Source organism: Kitasatospora sp. NPDC059462 (assembly GCF_042749955.1).
In the GTDB taxonomy this organism is placed as follows: Bacteria; Actinomycetota; Actinomycetes; order Streptomycetales; family Streptomycetaceae; genus Kitasatospora.
The window spans coordinates 1-20,950 of record NZ_JBHYUU010000113.1 but is presented as its reverse complement, the minus strand read 5'-3'; the positions used below and the strand labels follow the sequence as shown (position 1 = coordinate 20,950).

At 74.6% G+C, this 20,950-nt stretch carries 20 protein-coding genes and 1 pseudogene; 11 read left to right on the top strand and 10 right to left on the bottom strand.

Translation table 11 applies throughout. The annotated features are described in order from the left end of the window. Window positions 1-54: 54 nt before the first annotated feature. Window positions 55-1,410, bottom strand: a complete 1,356-nt coding sequence (locus ACFXAM_RS25360; protein WP_380294537.1) for a peptidoglycan-binding protein — start codon at window positions 1,408-1,410, stop codon at window positions 55-57. Between the two features lie 370 nt (window positions 1,411-1,780). After that, window positions 1,781-2,803, bottom strand: coding sequence for a hypothetical protein (locus tag ACFXAM_RS25355; protein ID WP_380294536.1), 1,023 nt, complete (start codon window positions 2,801-2,803; stop codon window positions 1,781-1,783). Window positions 2,804-3,109: 306 nt separating this feature from the next. Here ACFXAM_RS25355 and ACFXAM_RS25350 point away from each other — a divergent pair, with 306 nt between their 5' ends. Then, on the top strand, window positions 3,110-3,676 hold the full coding sequence (locus ACFXAM_RS25350; protein ID WP_380294535.1) for a CGNR zinc finger domain-containing protein: 567 nt from the start codon (window positions 3,110-3,112) through the stop codon (window positions 3,674-3,676). 45 nt (window positions 3,677-3,721) lie between these two features. On the opposite strand, the gene ACFXAM_RS25345 is transcribed toward ACFXAM_RS25350, so the two are convergent. From ACFXAM_RS25345 to ACFXAM_RS25335, 3 genes are all read right to left on the bottom strand, one after another. Beyond that, window positions 3,722-5,215, bottom strand: a complete 1,494-nt coding sequence (locus ACFXAM_RS25345) for an FAD-dependent monooxygenase (RefSeq protein WP_380294534.1) — start codon at window positions 5,213-5,215, stop codon at window positions 3,722-3,724. A 135-nt stretch (window positions 5,216-5,350) separates the two neighbouring features. Beyond that, entirely contained in the window at window positions 5,351-7,051 is a 1,701-nt protein-coding gene (paaN, locus tag ACFXAM_RS25340) for a phenylacetic acid degradation protein PaaN (RefSeq protein ID WP_380294533.1), read from the bottom strand. 131 nt (window positions 7,052-7,182) lie between these two features. After that, window positions 7,183-8,451: a hypothetical protein gene (locus ACFXAM_RS25335; RefSeq protein WP_380294532.1), complete on the bottom strand. Its 1,269-nt coding sequence runs from the start codon at window positions 8,449-8,451 to the stop codon at window positions 7,183-7,185. A 124-nt stretch (window positions 8,452-8,575) separates the two neighbouring features. Here ACFXAM_RS25335 and ACFXAM_RS25330 point away from each other — a divergent pair, with 124 nt between their 5' ends. Continuing rightward, window positions 8,576-9,160 (top strand): TetR/AcrR family transcriptional regulator, encoded by a 585-nt coding sequence (locus ACFXAM_RS25330; protein WP_380294531.1) that lies wholly within the window; start codon window positions 8,576-8,578, stop codon window positions 9,158-9,160. 36 nt (window positions 9,161-9,196) lie between these two features. On the opposite strand, the gene ACFXAM_RS25325 is transcribed toward ACFXAM_RS25330, so the two are convergent. Beyond that, window positions 9,197-9,649, bottom strand: coding sequence for an Lrp/AsnC family transcriptional regulator (locus ACFXAM_RS25325; protein WP_380294530.1), 453 nt, complete (start codon window positions 9,647-9,649; stop codon window positions 9,197-9,199). 164 nt (window positions 9,650-9,813) lie between these two features. On the opposite strand from ACFXAM_RS25325, the gene ACFXAM_RS25320 reads away from it, so the two are divergent. The 4 genes from ACFXAM_RS25320 (at window position 9,814) to ACFXAM_RS25305 (ending at window position 14,990) form a co-directional block, all read left to right on the top strand. Then, on the top strand, window positions 9,814-10,953 hold the full coding sequence (locus ACFXAM_RS25320; protein WP_380294529.1) for a thiamine pyrophosphate-dependent dehydrogenase E1 component subunit alpha: 1,140 nt from the start codon (window positions 9,814-9,816) through the stop codon (window positions 10,951-10,953). Further along, entirely contained in the window at window positions 10,953-11,975 is a 1,023-nt protein-coding gene (locus tag ACFXAM_RS25315) for an alpha-ketoacid dehydrogenase subunit beta (RefSeq protein WP_380294528.1), read from the top strand. The genes ACFXAM_RS25320 and ACFXAM_RS25315 overlap by 1 nt, the downstream gene beginning before the upstream one ends. A 5-nt stretch (window positions 11,976-11,980) precedes the next feature. Further along, window positions 11,981-13,315 carry a dihydrolipoamide acetyltransferase family protein gene (locus ACFXAM_RS25310; RefSeq protein WP_380294543.1) on the top strand — a complete coding sequence of 445 codons (1,335 nt, stop codon included), beginning with the start codon at window positions 11,981-11,983 and terminating at the stop codon, window positions 13,313-13,315. 298 nt (window positions 13,316-13,613) lie between these two features. Then, on the top strand, window positions 13,614-14,990 hold the full coding sequence (locus ACFXAM_RS25305) for a globin domain-containing protein (RefSeq protein ID WP_380294527.1): 1,377 nt from the start codon (window positions 13,614-13,616) through the stop codon (window positions 14,988-14,990). 67 nt (window positions 14,991-15,057) lie between these two features. Here ACFXAM_RS25305 and ACFXAM_RS25300 read toward each other — a convergent pair whose 3' ends face one another. Next, window positions 15,058-15,585 (bottom strand): NUDIX domain-containing protein, encoded by a 528-nt coding sequence (locus tag ACFXAM_RS25300; RefSeq protein WP_380294526.1) that lies wholly within the window; start codon window positions 15,583-15,585, stop codon window positions 15,058-15,060. Window positions 15,586-15,913: 328 nt separating this feature from the next. On the opposite strand from ACFXAM_RS25300, the gene ACFXAM_RS25295 reads away from it, so the two are divergent. Together ACFXAM_RS25295 and ACFXAM_RS25290 are read left to right on the top strand one after the other, a co-directional pair. After that, the gene (locus tag ACFXAM_RS25295; RefSeq protein ID WP_380294525.1) at window positions 15,914-16,705 is read left to right on the top strand and encodes an IclR family transcriptional regulator; all 792 of its coding nucleotides are present in this window, start codon (window positions 15,914-15,916) and stop codon (window positions 16,703-16,705) included. Window positions 16,706-16,921: 216 nt separating this feature from the next. Next, window positions 16,922-17,347: an SsgA family sporulation/cell division regulator gene (locus ACFXAM_RS25290; protein WP_380294524.1), complete on the top strand. Its 426-nt coding sequence runs from the start codon at window positions 16,922-16,924 to the stop codon at window positions 17,345-17,347. A 96-nt stretch (window positions 17,348-17,443) separates the two neighbouring features. Here the strand turns inward: ACFXAM_RS25290 and ACFXAM_RS25285 are convergent, their stop codons facing one another. After that, window positions 17,444-17,818, bottom strand: a complete 375-nt coding sequence (locus tag ACFXAM_RS25285; RefSeq protein WP_380294523.1) for a phage holin family protein — start codon at window positions 17,816-17,818, stop codon at window positions 17,444-17,446. 100 nt (window positions 17,819-17,918) lie between these two features. Between ACFXAM_RS25285 and ACFXAM_RS25280 the strand changes: the two genes are divergently transcribed. The 3 genes from ACFXAM_RS25280 to ACFXAM_RS25270 all read left to right on the top strand — a co-directional run bounded on the left by ACFXAM_RS25280 (window position 17,919) and on the right by ACFXAM_RS25270 (window position 19,395). Beyond that, complete coding sequence (locus tag ACFXAM_RS25280; RefSeq protein ID WP_380294522.1) at window positions 17,919-18,236, top strand: cupin domain-containing protein; 318 nt, start codon at window positions 17,919-17,921, stop codon at window positions 18,234-18,236. A gap of 36 nt (window positions 18,237-18,272) precedes the next feature. Next, the gene (gene tenA / locus ACFXAM_RS25275; protein WP_380294521.1) at window positions 18,273-18,944 is read left to right on the top strand and encodes a thiaminase II; all 672 of its coding nucleotides are present in this window, start codon (window positions 18,273-18,275) and stop codon (window positions 18,942-18,944) included. A gap of 250 nt (window positions 18,945-19,194) precedes the next feature. Then, complete coding sequence (locus ACFXAM_RS25270; RefSeq protein WP_380294520.1) at window positions 19,195-19,395, top strand: DUF5326 family protein; 201 nt, start codon at window positions 19,195-19,197, stop codon at window positions 19,393-19,395. Window positions 19,396-19,423: 28 nt separating this feature from the next. On the opposite strand, the gene ACFXAM_RS25265 is transcribed toward ACFXAM_RS25270, so the two are convergent. Both ACFXAM_RS25265 and ACFXAM_RS25260 read right to left on the bottom strand, forming a co-directional pair. Further along, the gene (locus ACFXAM_RS25265; protein WP_380294519.1) at window positions 19,424-20,362 is read right to left on the bottom strand and encodes an NAD-dependent epimerase/dehydratase family protein; all 939 of its coding nucleotides are present in this window, start codon (window positions 20,360-20,362) and stop codon (window positions 19,424-19,426) included. Between the two features lie 14 nt (window positions 20,363-20,376). After that, window positions 20,377-20,950: pseudogene (locus ACFXAM_RS25260) on the bottom strand (cytochrome P450); the annotation flags it as partial.

The following is a 20,950-nucleotide window of genomic DNA, read 5'->3' as shown; positions in this document are numbered from 1 at the left end:
GAACGGCCGGCCGGGGACGGTCCGTCGGGGGACGGTCCGTCAGGGGACCTGCCGTCAGGAGAACAGCCGCTTCCAGGTGTCCGGGCCGGGGTAGCCGTCCGCCTCGGCGCCGCGCCAGCCCTGGGCCTCCTGGAAGGCCTGCACGTTGCGCCGGTCGGCGTCCGTCCAGCGCGGGCCCGGGCCCTCGGTGTAGGAGCGGCCGTAGCCCTTGCGGACCAGCTGCTCGCCGAGCAGGCGCACCCAGTCGTTGTTGGCGCCCGGGCCGAACTTGTCGGTGCCCGGGAAGGCCGGCACGCCGGTGCCGGGGGTGACCGGCGGGGGCGGCAGCGGGGTGCCGCCCCCGATGTCGCGGCCCTTGCCGTTGACCAGGTAGTCCCAGGTGGCCTTGCCGGGGATGCCGTCCGCCTCGCTGCCGCGCCAGCCCTGGGCGAGCTGGAAGGCCTCGGTGGCCCGCCGGTCGGCCTCGCCCCAGCGCGGGCCCGGCCCCTCGCTGTAGAAGCGGCCGCCGCCGCGCTGCACCAGCAGCCGGCCGAGCTCGGTGACGTAGGCGTTGTTGGCGCCCGGGCCGAACGAGCCGGCCCCCGGGAAGGCCGTCGACGAGGAGTTCCCGCCGCTGCTGCTGCCGCCGCTGCCGCCGGCGGCGAGGCCCTTGTAGCGGTACGGGACGTAGGAGGCCGAGTTGTTCCAGTACGCGTACGGGGTGGAGCGCTTGAGGGTGGTCGGGGAGGTCTGCTCGTACGCGATGTAGCGGGTGCGGGTGGAGTCCGTCCAGCCGCCGAAGATCGTCACGTGGGAGCCGGACTGCGGGCTGGCCGGGTTGTTGTAGACCAGGATGTCGCCGGGCTGGAGGTCGGCCTTGGTGATCCGGTCGGCGAAGTTCGGCAGGGTCCAGGTGGTCTGGCTGGTGCCCAGCCCCCAGGCCATCGAGACGAAGCCGGAGCAGTCCTGGCGGTAGCCGTCCGACCAGTACCGGCTCATGCTGTACGGGACCTTCTGGTCGACCCAGCGCTGGGCCCGTTCGATGATCTGGGCCCGGGTGACCGGGGCCGCGGCGGCGCGCGGGGCGGCGAACGAGCGGGCGGAGGGGGACTCGCCGTAGAGGCCGCTGACCTCGCCCTGCGGGGTCTCGGTGCGGGGGCTGGCGGAGCCGCCGGGGGTCGGGGTCGGGGCGGGAGCCGCGACGGCGGTGGCCGCGCCGGCCGCGCCGCCGCCGAGCGCGGTCCCGACGGCGGCCATCAGCACGGCGGCCCGGCGCCGGACGCTGCGGGCTGCCGCGTGTCCGCCCTCGTGCACCGGCGCGGCGTGCAGCCGGGCCCGGCGGCGGGCGCAGCAGCCCCCGCATATGCAGTCCTCGTCCGGCTCCACCTCGTCGAATTCCACCAAGGGGGTCAGCTGCTCGGTTCGGGTCATTCTCCGCCTCTTGTCTCTCCTGCTGGGGGACGCTGCTGTCAGGCCGCTGACGACGTGACAGCACGGTCCTTCCCAGGGGCACACCGCGTGTTATCGGGACCAAAGTCCCAAAGCGGACGCATGATCGGCACGGCGGATTGCTCCGAACGGGTGACGGCCGTTCAGCGTGCCCGGTGTGGCGGGGAGTGACGGGAGGTGCTGGGAGGGGTGGCGCCGGCGGGTCGGCTCGGCGGCAGGGGCCGGGTCGAGAGCGAGTTAACCGGTACTATGGGTTTCAATGGTTAGGTTTTCCGGGAATGGCTGTGCCATGACAAGCATGCGGAGGGGCGGTGCGGCGGAGCGGGCGCGCGGGCGCCGGGCCGCGGAGCGGCTACTCCCACTCCCAGCGGACGCCGATGTGGCCCGGCTGCTGGTCGGGGGCGAGGACGTGGGCACTGGCGGAGGCGCCGATCCAGAGCTGCTCGCGGCGCCGGTCGACGTCCGCCCCCGGGTCGCGGTCGTAGCGCTCGCAGTGCACCGGCACCGTCGCCGGGTCGAAGTGGACCTGGAGCACGTACTCGCGCACCGGCGTGGCGAAGCGGCGGCTGTACTCGGTCGTCCGGGCGCCGCCGGAGGGGATCTCCACCTCGTACTCGAAGACGGTGCTGTCACCGAGGCCCAGCGGACGGTCCAGCATCACCTCGCCGACGATCAGCCCGGCCTCCGTGCGGCGGCGCACCCGGCCGAGCCGGCCGTGCCGCACACCGGTGATCTCCGGGCAGCCGGTCCCCTCCTCGTCGGCCTTGTGCACCACCAGGCAGCGGGTCACCCCGGCCACCGTGGCGCGGACCACCTGGCGCAGCCGCAGCAGGTTGCCGCGCCGGTCGGCGTCCACGTAGTACGAGTCGTGGACCGAGAGCCGCTCCAGCTCGCCGGCCGGCGGCGCGTCGAGTTCGGTGAACACGTCGGAGATGTCCTGCTCGCCCGGCCAGACGTCCTCCAGCCGCAGGTGGCTGGTGGTGGCGTTGGCCGCCCAGCGGCCGCGCGGACGGGGCGGGCCGAGCAGTGCGGACAGCGTGGAGTGCGGCAGGCCGAGCAGTTCCTCCAGCAGGTGCACGGCGCGCAGCGAACTGGCCCGCTCCGGCTGGCTGCGCCCGCGCCGCCAGTAACTCAGCGTGGTGACACTGACTCTGACGCCCCGTTGGGCGAGCGCGGCGCGGATCCGGTCCAGGCTGAGGCCGCTGGCCTCGATCGCCACATGCAGGGTGTCGGCGAAGCCGCCGGTGGGGCTGGGGCGTCCGGGCGTCGGCGCGGGCGACAGCGGCGGAGCGGGTGGCCGGGGAGCGGGCGCGGGTGCGTCCTGGCGCGGCCCGACCAGTCTGAGTCGTGCGTCCTGGGGGTGCTGTGAGGCCATGTGGTTACCTTCCCCACCGAGCGGGTTCGGCAGACCCGGTGCGGCGCCGGAACGCGCCGTCAATGGCCTCGCCGAGCTGTGGGGAACCCTATGCACGGTCGAGAGGCTACGTCATCAGTCGTGCGTATGACAGTGGTCACGGGGGGTGGACCGCCCGGTGAGCGATCTTGAAACAGTACGGAAACACACCGACCGCTCCCCGGGCGGGCGGCGGGATCCGGCCGGGCGCTGTCCTGTTCCGGCCAGGAACCGCCCGGGCGGGGCCGGCCGTAGACTCGGGGACCGTTCGAGAGCTTGGGAGTGCCGATGACGGAGCGGACAGCAGACCCGCGGGACCCGCGCCCGCTGCTCGGTGAGCCGCTCGCGCTCGACCTGCTGAACACGCGGTGGGCCGGGGTGCCGGTCAACGACCTGCTCGACGCACCGGACGGCCACGCGATCTGGCTCTCCTCGGCCGGGCTGGCCCCGCGGTGCGCGGCGGACGAGGCCGGGCTGGCCGCCCTCCGGCAGGCGCGGGAGGCGCTGGCGGCGGCGGTGCGCGCGCTGGACGCGGGCCGGCTGCCCGGGGCCGGCGAGCTGGCCGGGCTGGACGCGGTGCTGCGGCACGGGCGGGTGCGGCGGGAGGCCTCGGCGGCCGGGCCGGTGGACCGGGTCGAGGTGGACGAGCCGCAGCGGCTGGCCGCCTGGCTGGTGGTGGACGACTTCCTGGGGCTGCTGGCCCAGGGGCCGCAGCGGATCAAGAAGTGTGCGCACGAGGCGTGCATCCTGCACTTCTTCGACACCTCGCAGAACGGCCGCCGCCGCTGGTGCCGGATGGCGGTGTGTGGCAACCGGGCGAAGGCGGCCCGGCACTACGAGAAGGCCAAGGGCTGACCCCGGGACGGCCGTGCGCCCCGGGGCCGCGCCCGGCGGGCCGGGTCAGGCCTCGCCGAGCCACTCGGTGAGCGCGGCGCGCAGCTCGCCGGCGCCCGGGTCGACGGCGGCCCAGGCGGCGTAGCCGTCCGGGCGGATCAGCAGCACGGTGTCGCGTAGCTTGCCGTGCGGGTCGGCCGGGGCGGCGGTGACCAGACGGTCCGCCCAGGGGTCGGCGGCCGCCACCTCGTCATTGCTGACCAGGACGAACCTCCCGGCCCGCAGGGCCTCGTAGAGCCGCTCGGGAGCGGCCGGGGCGCCCTCGCGGGGCTGTTCCAGGGCGGTCAGCCGAAGGTCCGGGACGCGCTTGCCGACCAGCGGATGGGCGTCCTTGGGCGCCGGGTAGGCGATGCCGATGCCGGAGACGGTGCGGGCGCCGCGCTCGACGAGCGTGTCCAGGTGCCCGGCGACCGAGACCAGCGCGCCGCGCAGCGCCCGGGTGGCGGCGGACTGGGCGACGGCGACCCGGATCATCGCGCCGGAGACGCGCAGGGCCGCCCGGCCGACCGGGTGCCGCTCGGCCTGGTAGCTGTCGAGCAGCGCGTCGGTGGCCCGCCCGCGCAGGACGGCGGCGAGCTTCCAGGAGAGGTTGGCGGCGTCCTGGAGGCCGGTGTTCATGCCGAGGCCGCCCGCCGGGGAGTGGCAGTGGGCCGCGTCACCGGCCAGGAAGACCCGCCCGGAGCGGTAGTCGGGGACCTGCCGCTCGTCGCTGTGGAAGGTGGAGCTCCAGCGGACGTCGTGCAGCCCGTAGTCCTCGCCGAGGGCGCGGCGGGCGATGGCGGCGATCAGGTCGGGCTCCGGCACGGCGCCGTCCGGGAGCTGCTCGTTGCGGTCCCAGGCGAGGACCCGGTACCAGCCGTCGCCGAACGGCACCAGGAGGGCGAGGCCGTCCTCGTCGGCGCCGGCGGCGAGCCCGTCGTCGGGGTCGCGTTCGAGCCGGACGTCGGCCAGCAGCATCGAGTCGACCACCGACTCGCCGGGGAAGGGCAGGCCGAGCAGGTCACGGACGGTGGAGTGGACGCCGTCGGCGCCCACCGCGTAGCGGGCCCGGTGGGTGGCGGCGGCGCCGTCCTCGACGGTCTCGACCGTGACGCCCTCGGCGTCCTGGTGCAGGCCGGTCACCTCGGCGCCGCGCAGGATCCGCGCGCCCGCCTTCACCGCCCGGTCCAGCAGCAGCTGTTCGGTCCGGTACTGCGGCGTCATCAGGACGAACGGGAAGCGGGTGGGCAGGCTGCCGAGGTCGATCCTGGCCCGGTTGAAGGCGTTCAGCGAGGTGACGGGGCGGCCGTCGGTGATGAGCTCGTCGGCGAGGCCGCGGGCGTCCAGCAGTTCCAGGCTGCGGGCGTGGACGGCGAAGGCCCGGGTGAGGTTGGACTCGGCGGCGCGCTTCTCCAGCACGGTGACGTCCAGCCCGGCGGCGGCGAGATCGCCGGCCAGCAGCAGTCCGGTCGGTCCGGCGCCGACCACGATGACGTCGGTGACGGTCTGCTTCTCGCTCATGTGTCAGCTCCCGGTGCTCGAACAGCGGCTGGACGCCGGGTGTGGCGTTTCCCCGCCTCCATCATCGCTGCCCGGGAGTGAGGTTGTGAATCTCCGGCCCCCGGCGAGTGGCCGGGGACCGGAGGCGAGCGGCACTCAGCTGTGCCGGCGGATCTCCACGGTGCGGAACCGGTTGGCGACGAACGCGCCGTCGCAGTAGGCGGAGTTGGCGGCCGGGTTGGCGCCGGTGCCGTGCAGGTCGGAGAAGGCGGCGGTCTGGTTGGCGTACACCCCGCCGGTGAGGTTGAGCGAGAGCGAGACGCCGGCGTCGAGCGCGGCCTCGACCAGGGCGGCCTCGACCTCGGGCGAGGTGGTGTAGCCGGAGGCGGTCATCGCGCCCCGGGTGCGCACGGTCTCGCGCAGCAGCGCGACCGCGGCGGCGGTGTCCTCGACCGCGACGGCGAAGGAGACCGGGCCGAAGCATTCGCTGCGGTAGATCGCGCGGTCGTCCGGCTTGTCGGCGTCCAGCTTGACCAGCGCGGGGGTGCGGACGGTCGCGCCGGGGAACTCCGGGTGCTGCACCGCCCGCGGGGCGAGGGCGAGTTCGCCGTACTCGCCGCCGGCCGCGGCGGCCGAGCGCCGGAGCACGCCGGGGTTGACCACGGCGCCGAGGACGGCGGTGGCGCGGGCGTCGTCGGAGAGCAGGCCCTCGACGGCGGCGGCGAGGTCGCGGACCACCTCGTCGTAGGACTTGGCGCCCTGGTCGGTGCCGATGCCGCCGCGCGGGATCAGCAGGTTCTGCGGGGTGGTGCACATCTGGCCGCTGTACAGCGAGAGCGAGAAGGCCAGGTTGTTCAGCATGCCCCGGTAGTCGTCGGTGGAGTCGACGACCACGGTGTTGACGCCGGCCTTCTCGGTGTAGACCTCGGCCTGCCGGGCGTGCTCCTCCAGCCAGTCGCCGAAGGCGGTGGAGCCGGTGTAGTCGATCAGCTTGATCTCCGGGCGCACGGCCAGGGTGGCGGCCACGGTGCCGCCCTCGTGCTCGGCGGCCAGGCAGACCAGGTCGGGGTCGAAACCGGCCTCGGCGAGCACCTCGCGGGCGGTGCGGACGGTGAGCGCCAGCGGGAGGACGGCGCGCGGGTGCGGCTTGACCAGCACCGGGTTGCCGGTGGCCAGCGAGGCGAACAGGCCGGGGAAGCCGTTCCAGGTGGGGAAGGTGTTGCAGCCGATCAGCAGCGCCAGGCCGCGCGGGACGACGGTGAACTCCTTGGTCATCACGAGCGGGTCGCGCTTGCCCTGCGGCTTGGTCCAGCCGGCGCTCTCCGGCAGCCGGGTCTGCTCGGTGTACGCGTAGGCGACGGCCTCCAGGCCGCGGTCCTGGGCGTGCGGGCCGCCGGCCTGGAAGGCCATCGGGTAGGCCTGGCCGGTGGTGTGCATGACGGCGTTGGCGAACTCGTGCGAGCGGGCGTTGATCCGGGCCAGGATCTCCAGGCAGACGGCGGCGCGGGCGAGCGGCCCGGCGGCGGCCCAGGCCGGGCGGGCGGCGGTCAGCGCGGCGATCAGGGCGTCCGGTCCGGCGTGCGGGTAGCCGATGCCCAGCTCCAGGCCGTACGGGGAGGCCTCGCCGCCGACCAGGTCGCCGTCGGCGGGGTGGCCGGGCAGCTCGAACGGCCGGTTCAGCAGCGCCTCGAAGGCGGCCCTGCCGTCCGCGGCGCCGCTCTCGCCGTAGGCCTTCGGGAACTCGGGGTAGGGCGACCAGTAGTCGCGCTTGGCGGCGGCGTCGACGGCGGCCTCCAGGGTGGCCCGGTGGCGTTCGACGAGCTCGGCGACGTGGGGGTGGGTGACCGCTGCGGACATGGTGTGCGCTCCTCAGAGGGGAGGACGGGACACGTCACAGAGTAACCGAACGATCGGTCGGCTCAAGAGGCAAATGAGAAGCGCGTCCGGCGGGTTCCGGACGCGCTCCCGTAGGGCGGTGACGGCGGGGCCTACGGGATGCCCAGCTCGAAGATGACGTAACCGGCGTACCAGCCGGAGGCGAGCGCCCCGCTGCCGAGCGCGGTGGCCAGCACCGGCCAGCTCAGCTTCCGCATCGCCACCGCGAGCGCGATCAGCAGCGGGAACGCCGGCAGCAGGTAGCGCGAGGTGTTGCCGAAGATGCCCAGGCTGCCGAGCACCGAGACGATGGTCGCCAGCGTGTAGGCGGTCAGCACCAGCGGCGGGCGCAGCCGGACCAGCAGCACGATCAGCACCGGCAGGCTCAGCACCAGCAGCGTCGCCAGCATGTCCGAGGTGTGGTAGGCGAACGGGTAGTCGTTGCGGCCCAGCAGGATGCCGCGCACCGCCCGCCAGGTGCCCTGGCCCCAGTCGAAGTAGTGCAGCCAGGCGTCCCGCTGGAGCGTGAAGTAGCCGCCCCAGTCGCCCATCCGCCAGCCCACCCAGCCGACGTAGCCGAGCAGCCCGAGCGGGGCCAGCAGCATCGCGGTCAGCGGGCGCAGCACCCCGCTCTCCCGCCGGTACAGCTCCACCAGCGCGGCCAGGCCGACCGCGCCGATCAGCGCCGCCGAGGTGGGGCGGTTGAGGCCGGCGACCAGCGTGATCGCCCCGGCCGTCACCCACTGCTTGGTCATCACGAAGTAGCAGGCCCAGGCGGCCAGCGCGATGAACAGCGAGTCGGAGTACAGCGCCCACTCGGCGCCCGAGCCCGGGGCGATCGCCCACAGCCCGGCCGCGATCACGCCCGCGCGCGGACCGGCCATCCGGTCCACCACCGCGTAGATGCCGGCCGCGGCGAACAGCGAGGCGACCACCGAGACCAGCATCCCGGCGCCGTACAGGCCGAACGGGCTGATCTCCGAGACCAGCCGCATCAGGCCGGGGTAGAGCGGGAAGAAGGCGGCCGAGTTCTGCTCGATGGTGAAGCCGGGAGTGCCCCCGGGGACCGGCACCAGCGCCGGGTGGTAGCCGAACTGGGCGACCTGCTGGTACCACCAGCCGTCCCAGCTGGCCAGCACGTCCCAGGGGTTGGCGCCGCCGCCGAACCGGGGGTGCTTCTCCAGGTAGTCCCCGGAGAAGGAGAGCAGCTTCATGAAGACGGTGAAGCCGAGCAGCTTCAGCACGGCGTAGCACCAGACCGCCGGGCCGAAACGCAGGACCAGGTCGCGGGCGCGCTCGCGCCAGTCGGCCGCGGGCCGGTCCGTGGAGCCGTCGCTGCGCTGCTCGGGCAGATCGGACTCGACTGCCGGTATTGCGCTCATCGACTACCCCACCTGCTCGGCCACGGACGGATCGTCCGCCGAGTCTAGGGCGTGGGCCCGGGATTTGGTGTGGACCAGGGCACCCGGGCACCGCGGCACCGGGGCGGGCGGCCATACTCGGAGGATGGCCGATCACACCACGCGTACCGCCTACACCGTGGAGTCCCTGCTCGCGGTGACCGTCGACGTCTTCAACGAGCGCGGCTACGACGGCACCTCGATGGAGGACCTGTCGCGCGCGGCCGGGATCTCCAAGTCGTCGATCTACCACCACGTGCGCGGCAAGGAGGAGCTGCTCCGGCTCGCCGTCGGGCGGGCGCTGGACGGGCTGTTCGGGATCCTCTCCGAGCCGGGCGCGGTCGACGGGACGGCGGTGGAGCGGCTGGAGCACGTCGTGCGGCGGACCGCCGAGGTGCTGCTGGCGGAGCTGCCCTACGTCACCCTGCTGCTGCGGGTGCGCGGCAACACGGCCACCGAGCAGTGGGCGCTGGAGCGCCGCCGGGAGTTCGACCACCAGGTGGCCGAGCTGCTGCGGGCCGCGGTGGCGGACGGCGCGCTGCGGGCGGACGTCGAACCCCGGCTGGCCACCCGGCTGCTCTTCGGCATGATCAACTCCATCGTGGAGTGGTACCGGCCGGGCCACAGGAGCGCCGACGGGGTCGCGGACGCGGTGGTCCACCTGGCCTTCGACGGTCTGCGGGCCCGCTGACCGGACGGGTCCGCGGGGCGGCCGACGGTCCGGGGCTCAGGGCTGGTCCGGGGGGACCTGGTCGGTCTCCTCGAAGACCAGCATGGTGCGGGTGCCGAGCACCTGGGGGATGGACTGGATGCTGCCCAGCACCAGCTCCCGCAGGGCCCGGTTGTCGGCGGTGTGCACCAGCAGCAGGACGTCGAAGTCGCCGCCGACCAGCGCGATGTGCGCGACCCCGGGCAGGGCCAGCAGCTGCTCGCGCACGGTGCGCCAGGAGTTCTGCACGATCTTCAGGGTGATGTAGGCGGATGCGCCCTGACCTGCGCGTTCGTGGTCCACCCTGGCGGTGAAGCCGCGAATGACCCCGTCCTCGACCATCCTGGATATCCGGGCGTACGCGTTCGCCCGCGACACGTGCACCCGCTCGGCCACCGAGCGGATCGAGGCCCGGCCGTCCTGCTGCAGCAGCCGCAGGATCGCCCGGTCGACCCGGTCGAGTCTGGACATCTGTTCAGCCGACATGACCCCCCACCCCCACCGATTGGACCAACTGCCACCAGTCGACCGCCCCCCGGGCCGATTGTCCACCACCTTCGCACGCTTCTGGTCAAGATGAACAGACGACCGAACAATCGGTAGGGAGCCCCCGCCACCCCTGGAGGTGCCCCGAGATGACCGTTCTCGACCACAGACACCGCACGTCGGTGCCCGGCTGGCTGCCCGGGGCCACCGCCCCCCGCACCGACCCGGCCCCGCTGCTCCCGGACACCGCTCCCGTCCGGGTCCTCGGTACCCCCGCACTGGAGAAGTACGACCCCGCCCTGCTCCGCGAGCTGTACCGCCGCCTGGTCGTCGGCCGCCGGTACAACCAGCAGGCCACCACGCTCACCAAGCAGGGCCGGCTCGCCGTCTACCCGGCCTCGACCGGGCAGGAGGCCTGCCAGGTCGCCGCCGCGCTGGTGCTCGGCGAGCGCGACTGGCTGTTCCCCAGCTACCGCGACACCCTGGCCGTGGTCTCCCGCGGCGTGGACCCGCTGGAGGCGCTCACCCTGCTGCGCGGCAACGCCCACACCGGCTACGACCCGCGCGCCAGCCGCACCGCCCCGCTCTGCACCCCGCTGGCCACCCAGGGCCCGCACGCCGTCGGGCTGGCCCACGCCGCCCGGCTGAGCGGCGACCCGGTGGTCGCGCTGGCCCTGCTCGGCGACGGCGGCACCAGCGAGGGCGACTTCCACGAGGCGCTGAACTTCGCCGCCGTGCTCCGGGCCCCGGTGGTCTTCCTGGTCCAGAACAACGGCTACGCGATCTCCGTCCCGCTCGGCGCGCAGTCCGCCGCCCCGACCCTGGCGCACAAGGCCGTCGGCTACGGGATGCCCGGCCGGCTGGTGGACGGCAACGACGCGCCCGCCGTGCACACCGTCCTGGCCGAGGCCGTCGAGCGGGCCCGGACCGGCGGCGGCCCGACCCTGGTCGAGGCGCTGACCTACCGGGCCGAGGCGCACACCAACGCCGACGACGCCACCCGCTACCGGACCGAGGCCGAGGTGGCGGCCTGGCGCGAGCACGACCCGATTCTGCTGATGGAGCGCGCGCTGCGCGGACTCGGGGTGCTGGACGACGCCCTGGTGCAGGAGGCGGCCGACGAGGGCGAGGCGCTCGCGGCCCGGATGCGGGCCGAGTTCCACGCCGACCCGGAGCTCGACCCGATGTCCCTGTTCGCCCACGTGTACGCCGAGCCCACCCCGCAACTGCGCGAGCAGGCCGCGCGGTTGGCCGAGGAGCTGGCCGCCGAGGCCGAGGTGCAGCACTGATGACGACGGCCGCTTCCCCCACCGCCGCCTCCCCCGCCGCCGGCGCCCGCACCGCGAGCATGGCGCAGGCGCTCAACGCGGCGCTGCGCGACGCCATGCGCGAGGACCCCGCGGTGCACGTGCTCGGCGAGGACGTCGGCGCGCTCGGCGGCGTCTTCCGGATCACCGACGGGCTGACCGCCGAGTTCGGCCCGGACCGCTGCCTGGACACCCCGCTGGCCGAGGCGGGCATCCTCGGCACCGCCGTCGGCATGGCCATGTACGGGCTGCGGCCGGTGGTGGAGATGCAGTTCGACGCCTTCGCCTACCCGGCGCTGGAGCAGCTGTTCTCGCACGTCGCCAAGATGCGCAACCGCACGGCCGGCCGGCTGCCGCTGCCGATCACCGTCCGGATCCCCTACGGCGGCGGCATCGGCGGCGTCGAGCACCACAGCGACGCCTCCGAGGCGTACTACGCCTCGACCCCGGGACTGCACGTGGTCACCCCCGCGACGGTGGCCGACGCCTACGGGCTGCTGCGGGCCTCGATCGCCTCGGACGACCCGGTGGTCTTCCTGGAGCCCAAGCGGCTGTACTGGGGCAAGGCGGAGTTCGACCCGGCCGTGCCGGTCGAGCCGGCCGGGCGGGCCGTGCTGCGCCGCACCGGCAGCTCGGCGGTGCTGATCACCTACGGCCCCTCGCTGCCGGTCTGCCTGGAGGCGGCCGAGGTGGCGAAGGCCGAGGGCTGGGACCTCGCGGTGCTGGACCTGCGCACCCTGGTGCCGTTCGACGACGAGACGGTCTGCCGGGTGGTGCGCTCGCTCGGCCGGGCCGTGGTGGTGCACGAGGCCGGCGGCTTCGGCGGCACCGGCGCGGAGATCGCCGCCCGGGTCACCGAGCGCTGCTTCCACCACCTGGCCGCGCCCGTGCTGCGGGTCACCGGCTTCGACATCCCGTACCCGCCGCCGATGCTGGAGCACCACCACCTGCCCGGGGTGGACCGGATCCTGGACGCGGTCGCCCGGCTCCAGTGGGAGGACTGAGGATGATGCCCGTCGTGCGCGAGTTCACCCTGCCCGACCTCGGTGAGGGACTCACCGGGGCGGAGGTGGTGCGCTGGCTGGTGGAGGTCGGCGAGGTGATCGCGGTCGACCAGCCGGTGGTGGAGGTGGAGACCGCCAAGGCCGTGGTGGAGGTGCCCTGTCCGTACGGCGGGGTGGTGACCGCGCTGTTCGGCGAGGTGGGCCAGGAGATCGCGGTCGGCGCGCCGCTGGTGACGGTCGCGGTGGCGCCGGGCGAGGGCGAGCAGCCGCTCGCGGTGGCGGTCGAGGTGGTGGCCGGACCGGCGGCGGAGGTGGAGCGGCCGCTGGTCGGGTACGGGGTCGCCGAACCGGGGCGCAGCGGACGGCGGCGCCGGGTCGGTGCGGGGGTGGCCGCTCCGGCCGCGCCGGTGACCGCGCCGGTGACCGCGCCCGACCCGGTGGCCGTACCGGTTCCGGCGGTGGTGCGGGCGCCGGCCGTGCTGCCGGTGATCTCGCCGCTGGTGCGGCGGCTGGCCCGGGAGCAGGGCGTCGACCTGGCGACGGTCCCCGGCAGCGGGCCGGACGGGCTGATCATGCGGGCGGACGTCGAACGGGCGGTCGCGGCGCGGGTCGCCGCACCGGCCGCCCCGGCCGCCCCGGCCACGGCCGCCGCCGGGGAGGTCGTCCCGCTGCGCGGGCTGCGCAAGGCGGTGGCCGAGAAGCTCGGCCGCAGCCACCGGGAGATCCCCGCCGCCACCTGCTGGGTGGATGCCGACGCCACCGAACTGATGGCGCTCCGGCGGCAGTTGAACGCCGCTCCGGGTCCGAAGGTGAGCGTGCTGGCCCTGCTCGCCCGGATCTGCACCGTCGCGCTGGAGCGGTTCCCCGAGCTCAACTCCAGTGTGACGGAGGACGGTTCGGGCATCCGGCGGCACCCGGCGGTGCACCTGGGCTTCGCGGCCCAGGGCGAGCGCGGTCTGGTCGTCCCGGTGGTGCGGGACGCGCAGCGCCTCACCACCGAGCAACTCGGCGTCGAGCTGGACCGGTTGACCGAGGCGGCACGGACTGGGTCGATCGCGCCGGCCGAGCTGACCGGCGGTACGTTCACCCTGAACAACTACGGGGTGTTCGGCGTGGACGGCTCGACCCCGATCCTCAACCACCCGGAGGCGGCGATGCTCGGGGTCGGCCGGATCGTCGCCAAACCCTGGGTCCACCAGGGGGAGCTGGCGGTGCGCGAGGTCACCCAGCTGTCGTTCACCTTCGACCACCGGGTCTGCGACGGCGGCACCGCGGGCGGGTTCCTGCGGTTCGTGGCGGACTGCGTCGAGCGGCCGGGCCTGCTGCTGCGGCAGCTCTGAGGGTCCCGTCCGGCGGCGACGGTCGCCCTGGGTGGTGGAGCCGCCACCCAGGGCGACACGGATCGAGCGAGAATAGCGCGTCCCGGGGGCGGGTGTCAGGGCTTCGCGCTATTCGTCGGATGAGCACTCCGGGCATGTCACGCTTCCTGGGCGTCAACCGAGACAAGCCAGGTGGTGGCGAAGGCCGGCCGGAGGCGAAACGATTTTCTTGGGTACTCGAAACGTTGCGGTGAAGTCCCGCAGAACACTCCTGGTCAGGACCGGGCCCGGCTCGGTGGCGGCCTCCGCCGTTCCGCCGATGCCCTCGGATCCCCCGGACCTGCCGCCGGTCACCCCGCCGGTGGTGCCGGCCGCCGTCCCGCCGCCGGCCGGGCCGCCCGCGGTCCCCGCGCCGAGCCGGCCGGACGCCGCCGGACCGGCGCCGGCCCGGGCGATCGAGCCGCTGTTCACCAGCGCCCCCGGCCTCAACTGGGCCGTTCCGCCGCTCGCCCCGGTGCCGCCCGCCCCGGACCCCGGCGGACCCGCCGAGCAGCCGCCGACCGCCCGGGATCTCGAACTGGTCCGGTCCTGCCTGGCCGTGGTCGAGCCGGTCGCCGACCGGGCCACCGCGCAGTTCTACGCGCTCCTCTTCCTCGGCCACCCCGAGATCAGGGCGCTCTTCCCGGCCGCCATGGACGTCCAGCGCGACCGCCTCTTCCGCGCCCTGCTGATGGCCGCCCGCGGCGCCGGGGAGCCGCAGGACCTGCGCGCGTACTTGGGCGCACTGGGCTGCGCGCACCGCCGGTTCGGCACGCTGACCGGCCACTACGGCCCGGTCGGCGAGTGCCTGCTGGCGGCGCTCGCCACGTACACCGGCAGCCGGTGGACCGCGGAGACCGAGCTGGCCTGGCGCCGGGTCTACCGGCTGGTCTCCTCGATCATGATCGAGGCCGCCGAGCGGGACGCCCGCACCTCGCCGCCCTGGTGGCAGGGCGAGGTGGTCGCGCACGAGCGCCGCACCCTGGACGTCGCGGTGCTCACCGTCCGCCCCGACCAGGCCTACCCGTACCGGGCCGGGCAGTACACCGTTCTGGAGACGCCCTGGTGGCCGCGGGTCCGGCGGCACTTCTCGTTCGCCTCGGCGCCCCGGCCGGACGGTCTGCTGACCTTCCACGTCAAGGCGGTGCAGGCGGGCTGGGTGAGCAACGCGCTGGTGCGCCGGGCCGCGCCCGGGGACGTGCTGCGGCTCGGCCCGGCGGCCGGCGGGATGACCCTGGACCACGCCGACGGCGCGGACCTGCTGCTGGTGGGCGGCGGCACCGGGATCGCGCCGCTGCTGGCCCTGGTCGAGGAACTGGCCGCGTACGGCGCGGCGGGCCGCTCGGTCGAGGTGGTCTACGGCGCCCGGCGCGCCGAGGAGCTCCACGGGCTGGCCGGGCTGCGGGAGCTGTCCGCCCGGCACGACTGGCTGACGGTGCGTCCGGTGCTGTCCGGCCCCGGTGCGGGGACGGCGGAGGCGGTCGCGGCCGGCCTGTCGGCGGGCCGGCTCCCGGAGGCGGTGGCCCGGTTCGGCCCGTGGACCGGACGGACGGCCTACCTCGCCGGGCCGCCCGCGATGGTCCGGCGGACGAGCGGGGTGCTGCTGCGGGCCGGGTTGCCGGCGGAACGGATCCGGCACGACCTGGCCGCCCGGTGAGGCCGTGCCCGGGTGCGGGACGCGGTCGGACGTCGGCCCGGGCCGGACGTCGGCCGGGTCCGGACCGTCAGCCCAGGTCGGGCGCGAGCAGCGCGCGGACGCCCTCGATGTTGGCGGCCAGGTAGGCCCGCAGGCTCGGCGGCACCACGTTGACCGAGGTGACGCCCTCACGGGTGAACGGCACCCGGACCACCTCGTACGCGCCGTTGGGCTCGTCGACCTCGGGGCCGTGCCGGCGGTCGAGGTCCATCGAGGCGAGCCGGCAGACGAAGAAGTGCTGCACCTTCACCCCGTGCGGGTGGAGCGGGGTGCCGTCGTCGTGGTGCGTGTGGCTGATGGTGTCCACGAAGGCGGGGACCACGTCCACCACCTTGCCGCCGAGTTCCTCGTCCACCTCGCGGTGCAGCGCGTCCACCACGGTGCGGTCGTCGCGCTCGACGCCGCCGCCGGGGGTGAGCCAGTACGGGTGCGGGGAGCCGGGGCGGGTGCGCTTGATCAGCACGAGCGAGGCCGGGCCGTACGGGTCGTTCGGGTCGACCTCCAGCAGGATCGCCCGGGCGGTGCGCTTGACGACGGGGCGGGGCGGGGTGCGCATGGCGACCTCCGGGGCTGGAGCGTTGTGCGGGATTCTCCCGCCGCCCGGCGCGCCTGAAACGCGGCCCGCCGACGGGTGCGTCCGTCCGTGGAGGATTCCTAGCAGCGATAGATCTTTGATCGCGAAGATGAACGTTGAACAGCTCTTTGAAAGGTAGGTTTTACCATCTGATGACCTTTGATTCAAAGGATTTTACCGAGCGAACCGTGTGAGAGTCATTGCAGGGACGGCGCGCCTGTGCTGCAATGGGCGACTATCGGGCAAATCGGAGTGATCTACTCCGCATGCTCTTCTCTGCAATGACTCGGGCTGGGGGCTGGCTGTGGCCATGGATCGGATCGCAGAGCGCACCGCGCCGCCGACGCGGACCTCGCGCAAGGACCGGCAGCCCACCCTGATCTCCTCCGTCCAGCGGGCGCTGCGCCTGCTGGAGGCCGTCGGCGGGTTCCGCCACGGGGCCACCGCCAAGCAGTTGGCCCGGGTGGCCGGACTCCCGCTCGGCACCGCGTACCACCTGCTGCGGACCCTGACCCACGAGGGATACCTGCGGCGGACCGACGGACGCTTCTTCTACGGGGAGTCGGTCGACGGCATCGTCCGGGCCGACGACCGGCAGGCCGAACGGCACGGGCTGCGGGTGCGGATGGAGCAGTTAAGCGACGAGCTCGACGCCGCCGTCTACTTCGCCCTCTACGAGGACGGCGAGGTGACCGTGGTGGACACCGTCGACGGCGCCCACCAGCCCGCCGTCGAACCGTGGGCCGACTTCCGGGCCACCGCCCACGCCCACGCCATCGGCCAGTGCCTGCTGAGCCAGCTTCCCGAGGAGGCCAGGCGCGACCACCTCGCGCGCCACCCTCCGGTGGGCCTCACCCCGTCCACCCTGGTCGGCGAGTCGGCGGTCCTGCGCCGCATCGCCGGGATGCGGCACACCATGCCGGTGGTCGAGCGCCAGGAGTACGCCCTCGGCACCGTCTGCGCGGCCGTTCCGATCACCGTCGGCTCGGTGGTCGCCACCATGGCCCTCTCGCTGCCGGTCGAGCAGGCCGACCGGCTCACCGCGGTCGCCGGCCAACTGCGGCGCAGCGTCGGCGCGATGACGCCGTCGTTCGTGCTCTGACGGTGCCGCCGCACCCGGCCGCCCCGTCCCCGCCCGGCCGGTTCCGCTCGTTCACCATTTGAAAAAGCACATCTTGTCCACTACGTCCCCGAACGGGACGATGAGGATGGACGTACCGCACGCAATCCCTCCCCCTGTCAGCCAACAGCCTTGTCCGGGCCACCCGCGAAACCCTCACCCCGTGCGCGGCCGGGCAGAACGAGAGGTGTCGGTGCCATGCAGCACAGCACAGTCCAGGGCCACCTGACCATGAACCTCGTGGTCTCGACCGAGCTCACCTTCCGCATCGTGGTCGACCTCGACTACGACCCCGCCGACCCGTACGCGGTCCGCTTCACCTTCCACCTGCCCGGCGACGAGCCGGTCACCTGGGTCTTCGCCCGCGAGCTGCTGCTCGACGGGCTGGCCCGCCCGGCCGGTGAGGGCGACGTGCACATCCACCCGGTCGGCGGGGAGCTCGGCGAGGTCTGCCTGGTGCTGCGGGCCCCCGAGGGCGACGCCGTGCTGCGCGGCTCCGCGCCGCCGCTGATCGCCTTCCTGGCCCGTACCGACCGCCTGGTGCCGATCGGCGAGGAGGCCGCCGCCGGTGACCTCGACGCCCAGCTCGACCTCATCCTGCGCGGCCACGAGAACGCCGGGTGAGCCGCCGGCGGGCGCAGGACGCGGACCGAAAGGGGCCCGTACCCGGGTGTTCCACCGGGTACGGGCCCCTTCCGCACGGGCTGCCGCGGGCCCGGCTCAGTCCTCGTCGAGGGCGAGGCTGAGGCCCCAGGAGACCAGGCTGACGATCAGCGCGCCGAACAGCGCCGACCAGAAGCCGTCGACCGAGAAGTCCAGGCTGAGCCGGTCCGACGCCCAGGAGGTCAGCCAGAGCATCAGCGCGTTCACGACGAAGGTGAACAGGCCCAGGGTGAGGATGAACAGGGGGAGCGAGAACAGCTGGACCACCGGCTTGATGAGCCAGTTGACCACGCCGAAGACCAGCGCCACGGCGAGCACCGTGAGCGTCTTGTGCTGCCAGTCGTCACCGGTGAGCGTGATCCCGGGGACGATCCAGGCGGCGACCCAGATGGCCGCCGCGTTGATCAGTGTCTTGAGGACGAAACCTTTCATGAGGTCAGCGTCCCAGGTCGGTCAAGGGGAGGCGACGTCCCGCCCGGCGCGGTGGTGTTGAATGCCGGTGGGCCGAGGCCGCACGAGGAGGGGTGCCCCGATGAAGATGTTCCGGCTGGACCGGCTGGACGCCGAGCGCGCCGCCAACGACGGCGCGTACCTGCGCTTCCTGCGCGAGCCGCGGATGTCCGCGGGGCTGTACGCGCTCTCCCCCGGTGACACCGACACCCAGACCGCACACGACCAGGACGAGATCTACCAGGTGATCAGCGGCCGGGCCGAACTGACCGTCGGGGACGAGACCGCCACGGTGGGCCGGGGCACCGTGGTCTACGTCCCGGCCGGGACGCCGCACCGCTTCCACCACATCACCGAGGAACTGCGGGTGCTGGTGGTGTTCTCGCCGCCGGAGGACTGAGCCCCGCCCCCGCGGACGGCCGGTTAGGGTCGGGGCATGAGCAGCCTGAGCCTGACCGAAGAACTCTGGGCGGCGATCGAGCCGGTCTACGCCGAGATCCTCGACCACCCCTTCATCGCCGGACTGACCGACGGCACCCTGCCGCGCGAGGCGTTCCGCCACTTCGTCGTCCAGGACTCGCACTACCTGCGCGACTACGCCCGCGCGCTGGCCGTCTGCGCGGCCAGGGCGCCCGGCGAGGAGGAGGTGCGGGCCTTCGCCGACGACGCGATCGGCGCGCTGGCCGCCGAGCAGGGGATGCACGCCGAGTTCCTGGACGCCTTCGGCGACACCGCCGAGGCCGCCGCCGCCGAGCCGGTGCTGCCCACCACCCGCGCGTACACCAGCTACCTGCTCGCCACCGTCTACGGCGGCTCCTTCGCGGAGGCGGTCGGCGCGGTGCTGCCCTGCTACTGGATCTACGCCCGGGTCGGCGAGCGGCTGCTCGCCGAGGGCTCCCCCGACCCGCTGTACGCGAAGTGGATCTCCACCTACGGCGACGAGGCGTTCCAGTCGGTGGTGCGCCGTGTGCTGGCGCTGACCGACCGGCTCGGGGAGGAGATCTCCCCCGCCGAACGGCGCCGGGTGACCGAGCACTTCGTCACCACCTCGCGCTACGAGTGGATGTTCTGGGACGCCGCCTGGCGCGGGGAGACCTGGCCGGTCTGAGCGCGCCGCGAGCGCGCCGCGGGGGCCGTGACGGGGCCGCGCGGGGGCCGTGCCGGGGGCCGGGTCCGGGGTGTTCCCCGAGGTCGGGGCGGGGGTTCCCCCGGGGGCCGGGGTCGGGGGGATCTCCGGGTTCTCTCGGGGCCGTTGGGCCTCGTTCCGTCCCTTGCGTCACCGTACGATCGAAGTACCGAAAAGCGAACGGGATGCGGCACCGGACGGCAGCCGACCCCCTGGGGAAGAAGGAACGGACATGGCTGAGCTCTGGAAGTCGCTGCCCTCGTGGGTGCGGAACATCGTCGTGCCGGTGCTGGTGCTGATACTCGCCTGGAACCTGCTGGTGTTCGTCTTCGGCGTGGTCGGCGCGCTGCTGGCCTTCGCCCTGAAGGCGCTGGTGGTGGTCGGCATCGCGGCCGCCGTGGTGGTCCTGGTGAAGAAGGCCGCCAGGAACTAGGACCTCGGGACCCGGTGCCCGCGCTCCCTCAGGGGGTGCGGGCACCGGGCGTTTCCGGGGGCGTCCGGGCGGTGCCGCGCAGGAAGTCGTCGAGGTCCCGGTGCGGGCGCCAGCCCTGGGAACGGGCGCGGGAGAGGTCCAGCACCACGCTGCGGGAGAGCTGGTCCACCGCGTACGGGGTCAGGCCGGGGAGCCGTCCGGTGCGGGCGGCCAGCCGGGCCAGCGGCGCCGGGACGTGGTGGATCCGGGCGCTCACCCCGTGCGCGGCCAGCACCGCGCGGATGGCCTCGTCGCGCCGGTAGGGGCGGGCGTCGGCGATGTTGTAGGCGACCGGCGTCCACGGGCGGTCGCCGGTGCGGCCCGCGCCGACCGCGGACAGACAGGCGTCGGCGAGGTTCTGCACGGCGGTGAGGCTCAGCCGGACGTCGCCGCCGGGCAGCAGCAGCCGCCCGTGCCGCACCCGCTCCAGCAGCCGCGGCACCAGGTGCGGATCGCCCGGACCGTAGACGGCGCGCGGGCGCAGCACCACGGCGCCCGCCGCCAGCGCGAGCCGTTCGCCGGCGGCCTTGGTGCGGCCGTACGCGTTGAGGTGGCCGGCCTCGGTGGGGTGGTGCTCCTGCACGGAGCCGCGGCCGAGCCGGGGGTCGTAGACGCTGGCGCTGGAGACCCAGGCGAGCGGCCGGTCCCCGGCGGCGCGCAGCAGCCGCTCGGTGCCGGTGACGTTGACGGCGTGCTGGCGGGCCTCGGCCTCGGTCCCCGGGGGCAGGTCGGCGACGGCGGCGGCGCAGTGCACCACGGCGTCGGCTCCGGTGAAGTCGGGCTCGCCGGTGGTGGCGTCCCAGGGGACGTGCCGGCCGGCCGGCCCGGGGCGGCGGCCGTAGCAGAGCACGTGGTGGCCGGCGGCGACGGCGGCCCGCACGACGTGCGAGCCGCAGAATCCGCCGGCGCCGGTGACGGCGATCCGCATCGGGGTCTCCTCGGTCAGGGCGCGGACCCAGCGGGGGCCCGGGTGGCGCGCAGGGTGAGTTCGGCCCAGCCGGGCAGGGCGGACCGGCGGTCGGCGCGGGCGCCGGTGACCACCGGGGCGTACGGCGCGAGCGCCAGCAGCAGGTCGGTGAGCAGGGCCCGGGCGAGCCCGGCGCCGGGGCAGGCGTGCGGGCCGGCGCCGAACACCGCCTGGGCGGCGGCGGGCCCGGGGGACGCTCCGGGGCGGTGCGCCCCGGCGGCGTGCCGGGCGACCAGGATCAGCCGGTCGCCCCTGCGGACGGGGCGCCCGGCCAGGTCGGCGTCGGCGGCGGCCACCCGGGGGAGCAGCGGGGAGGGGGCGGTGAGCCGGAGCAGTTCGGCGGCCAGTGCGGGCGCGCCGGCCGGGTCCACGGAGGGCCAGAGCCCGGCGTCCGCGCACCAGGCGGCGGCCCGGGGGAGGGCGGCGACGGTGGTGTTGACGGCGGCCACCGCGAGCACGGCGTCCCGGGGGCGGGGCAGCAGCGCGGCCAGGTCGGCGGCGCGCGCGGCGGCCGTGCGGGCGGCGTCGCGCGGGCGCGGGCCGGGCAGC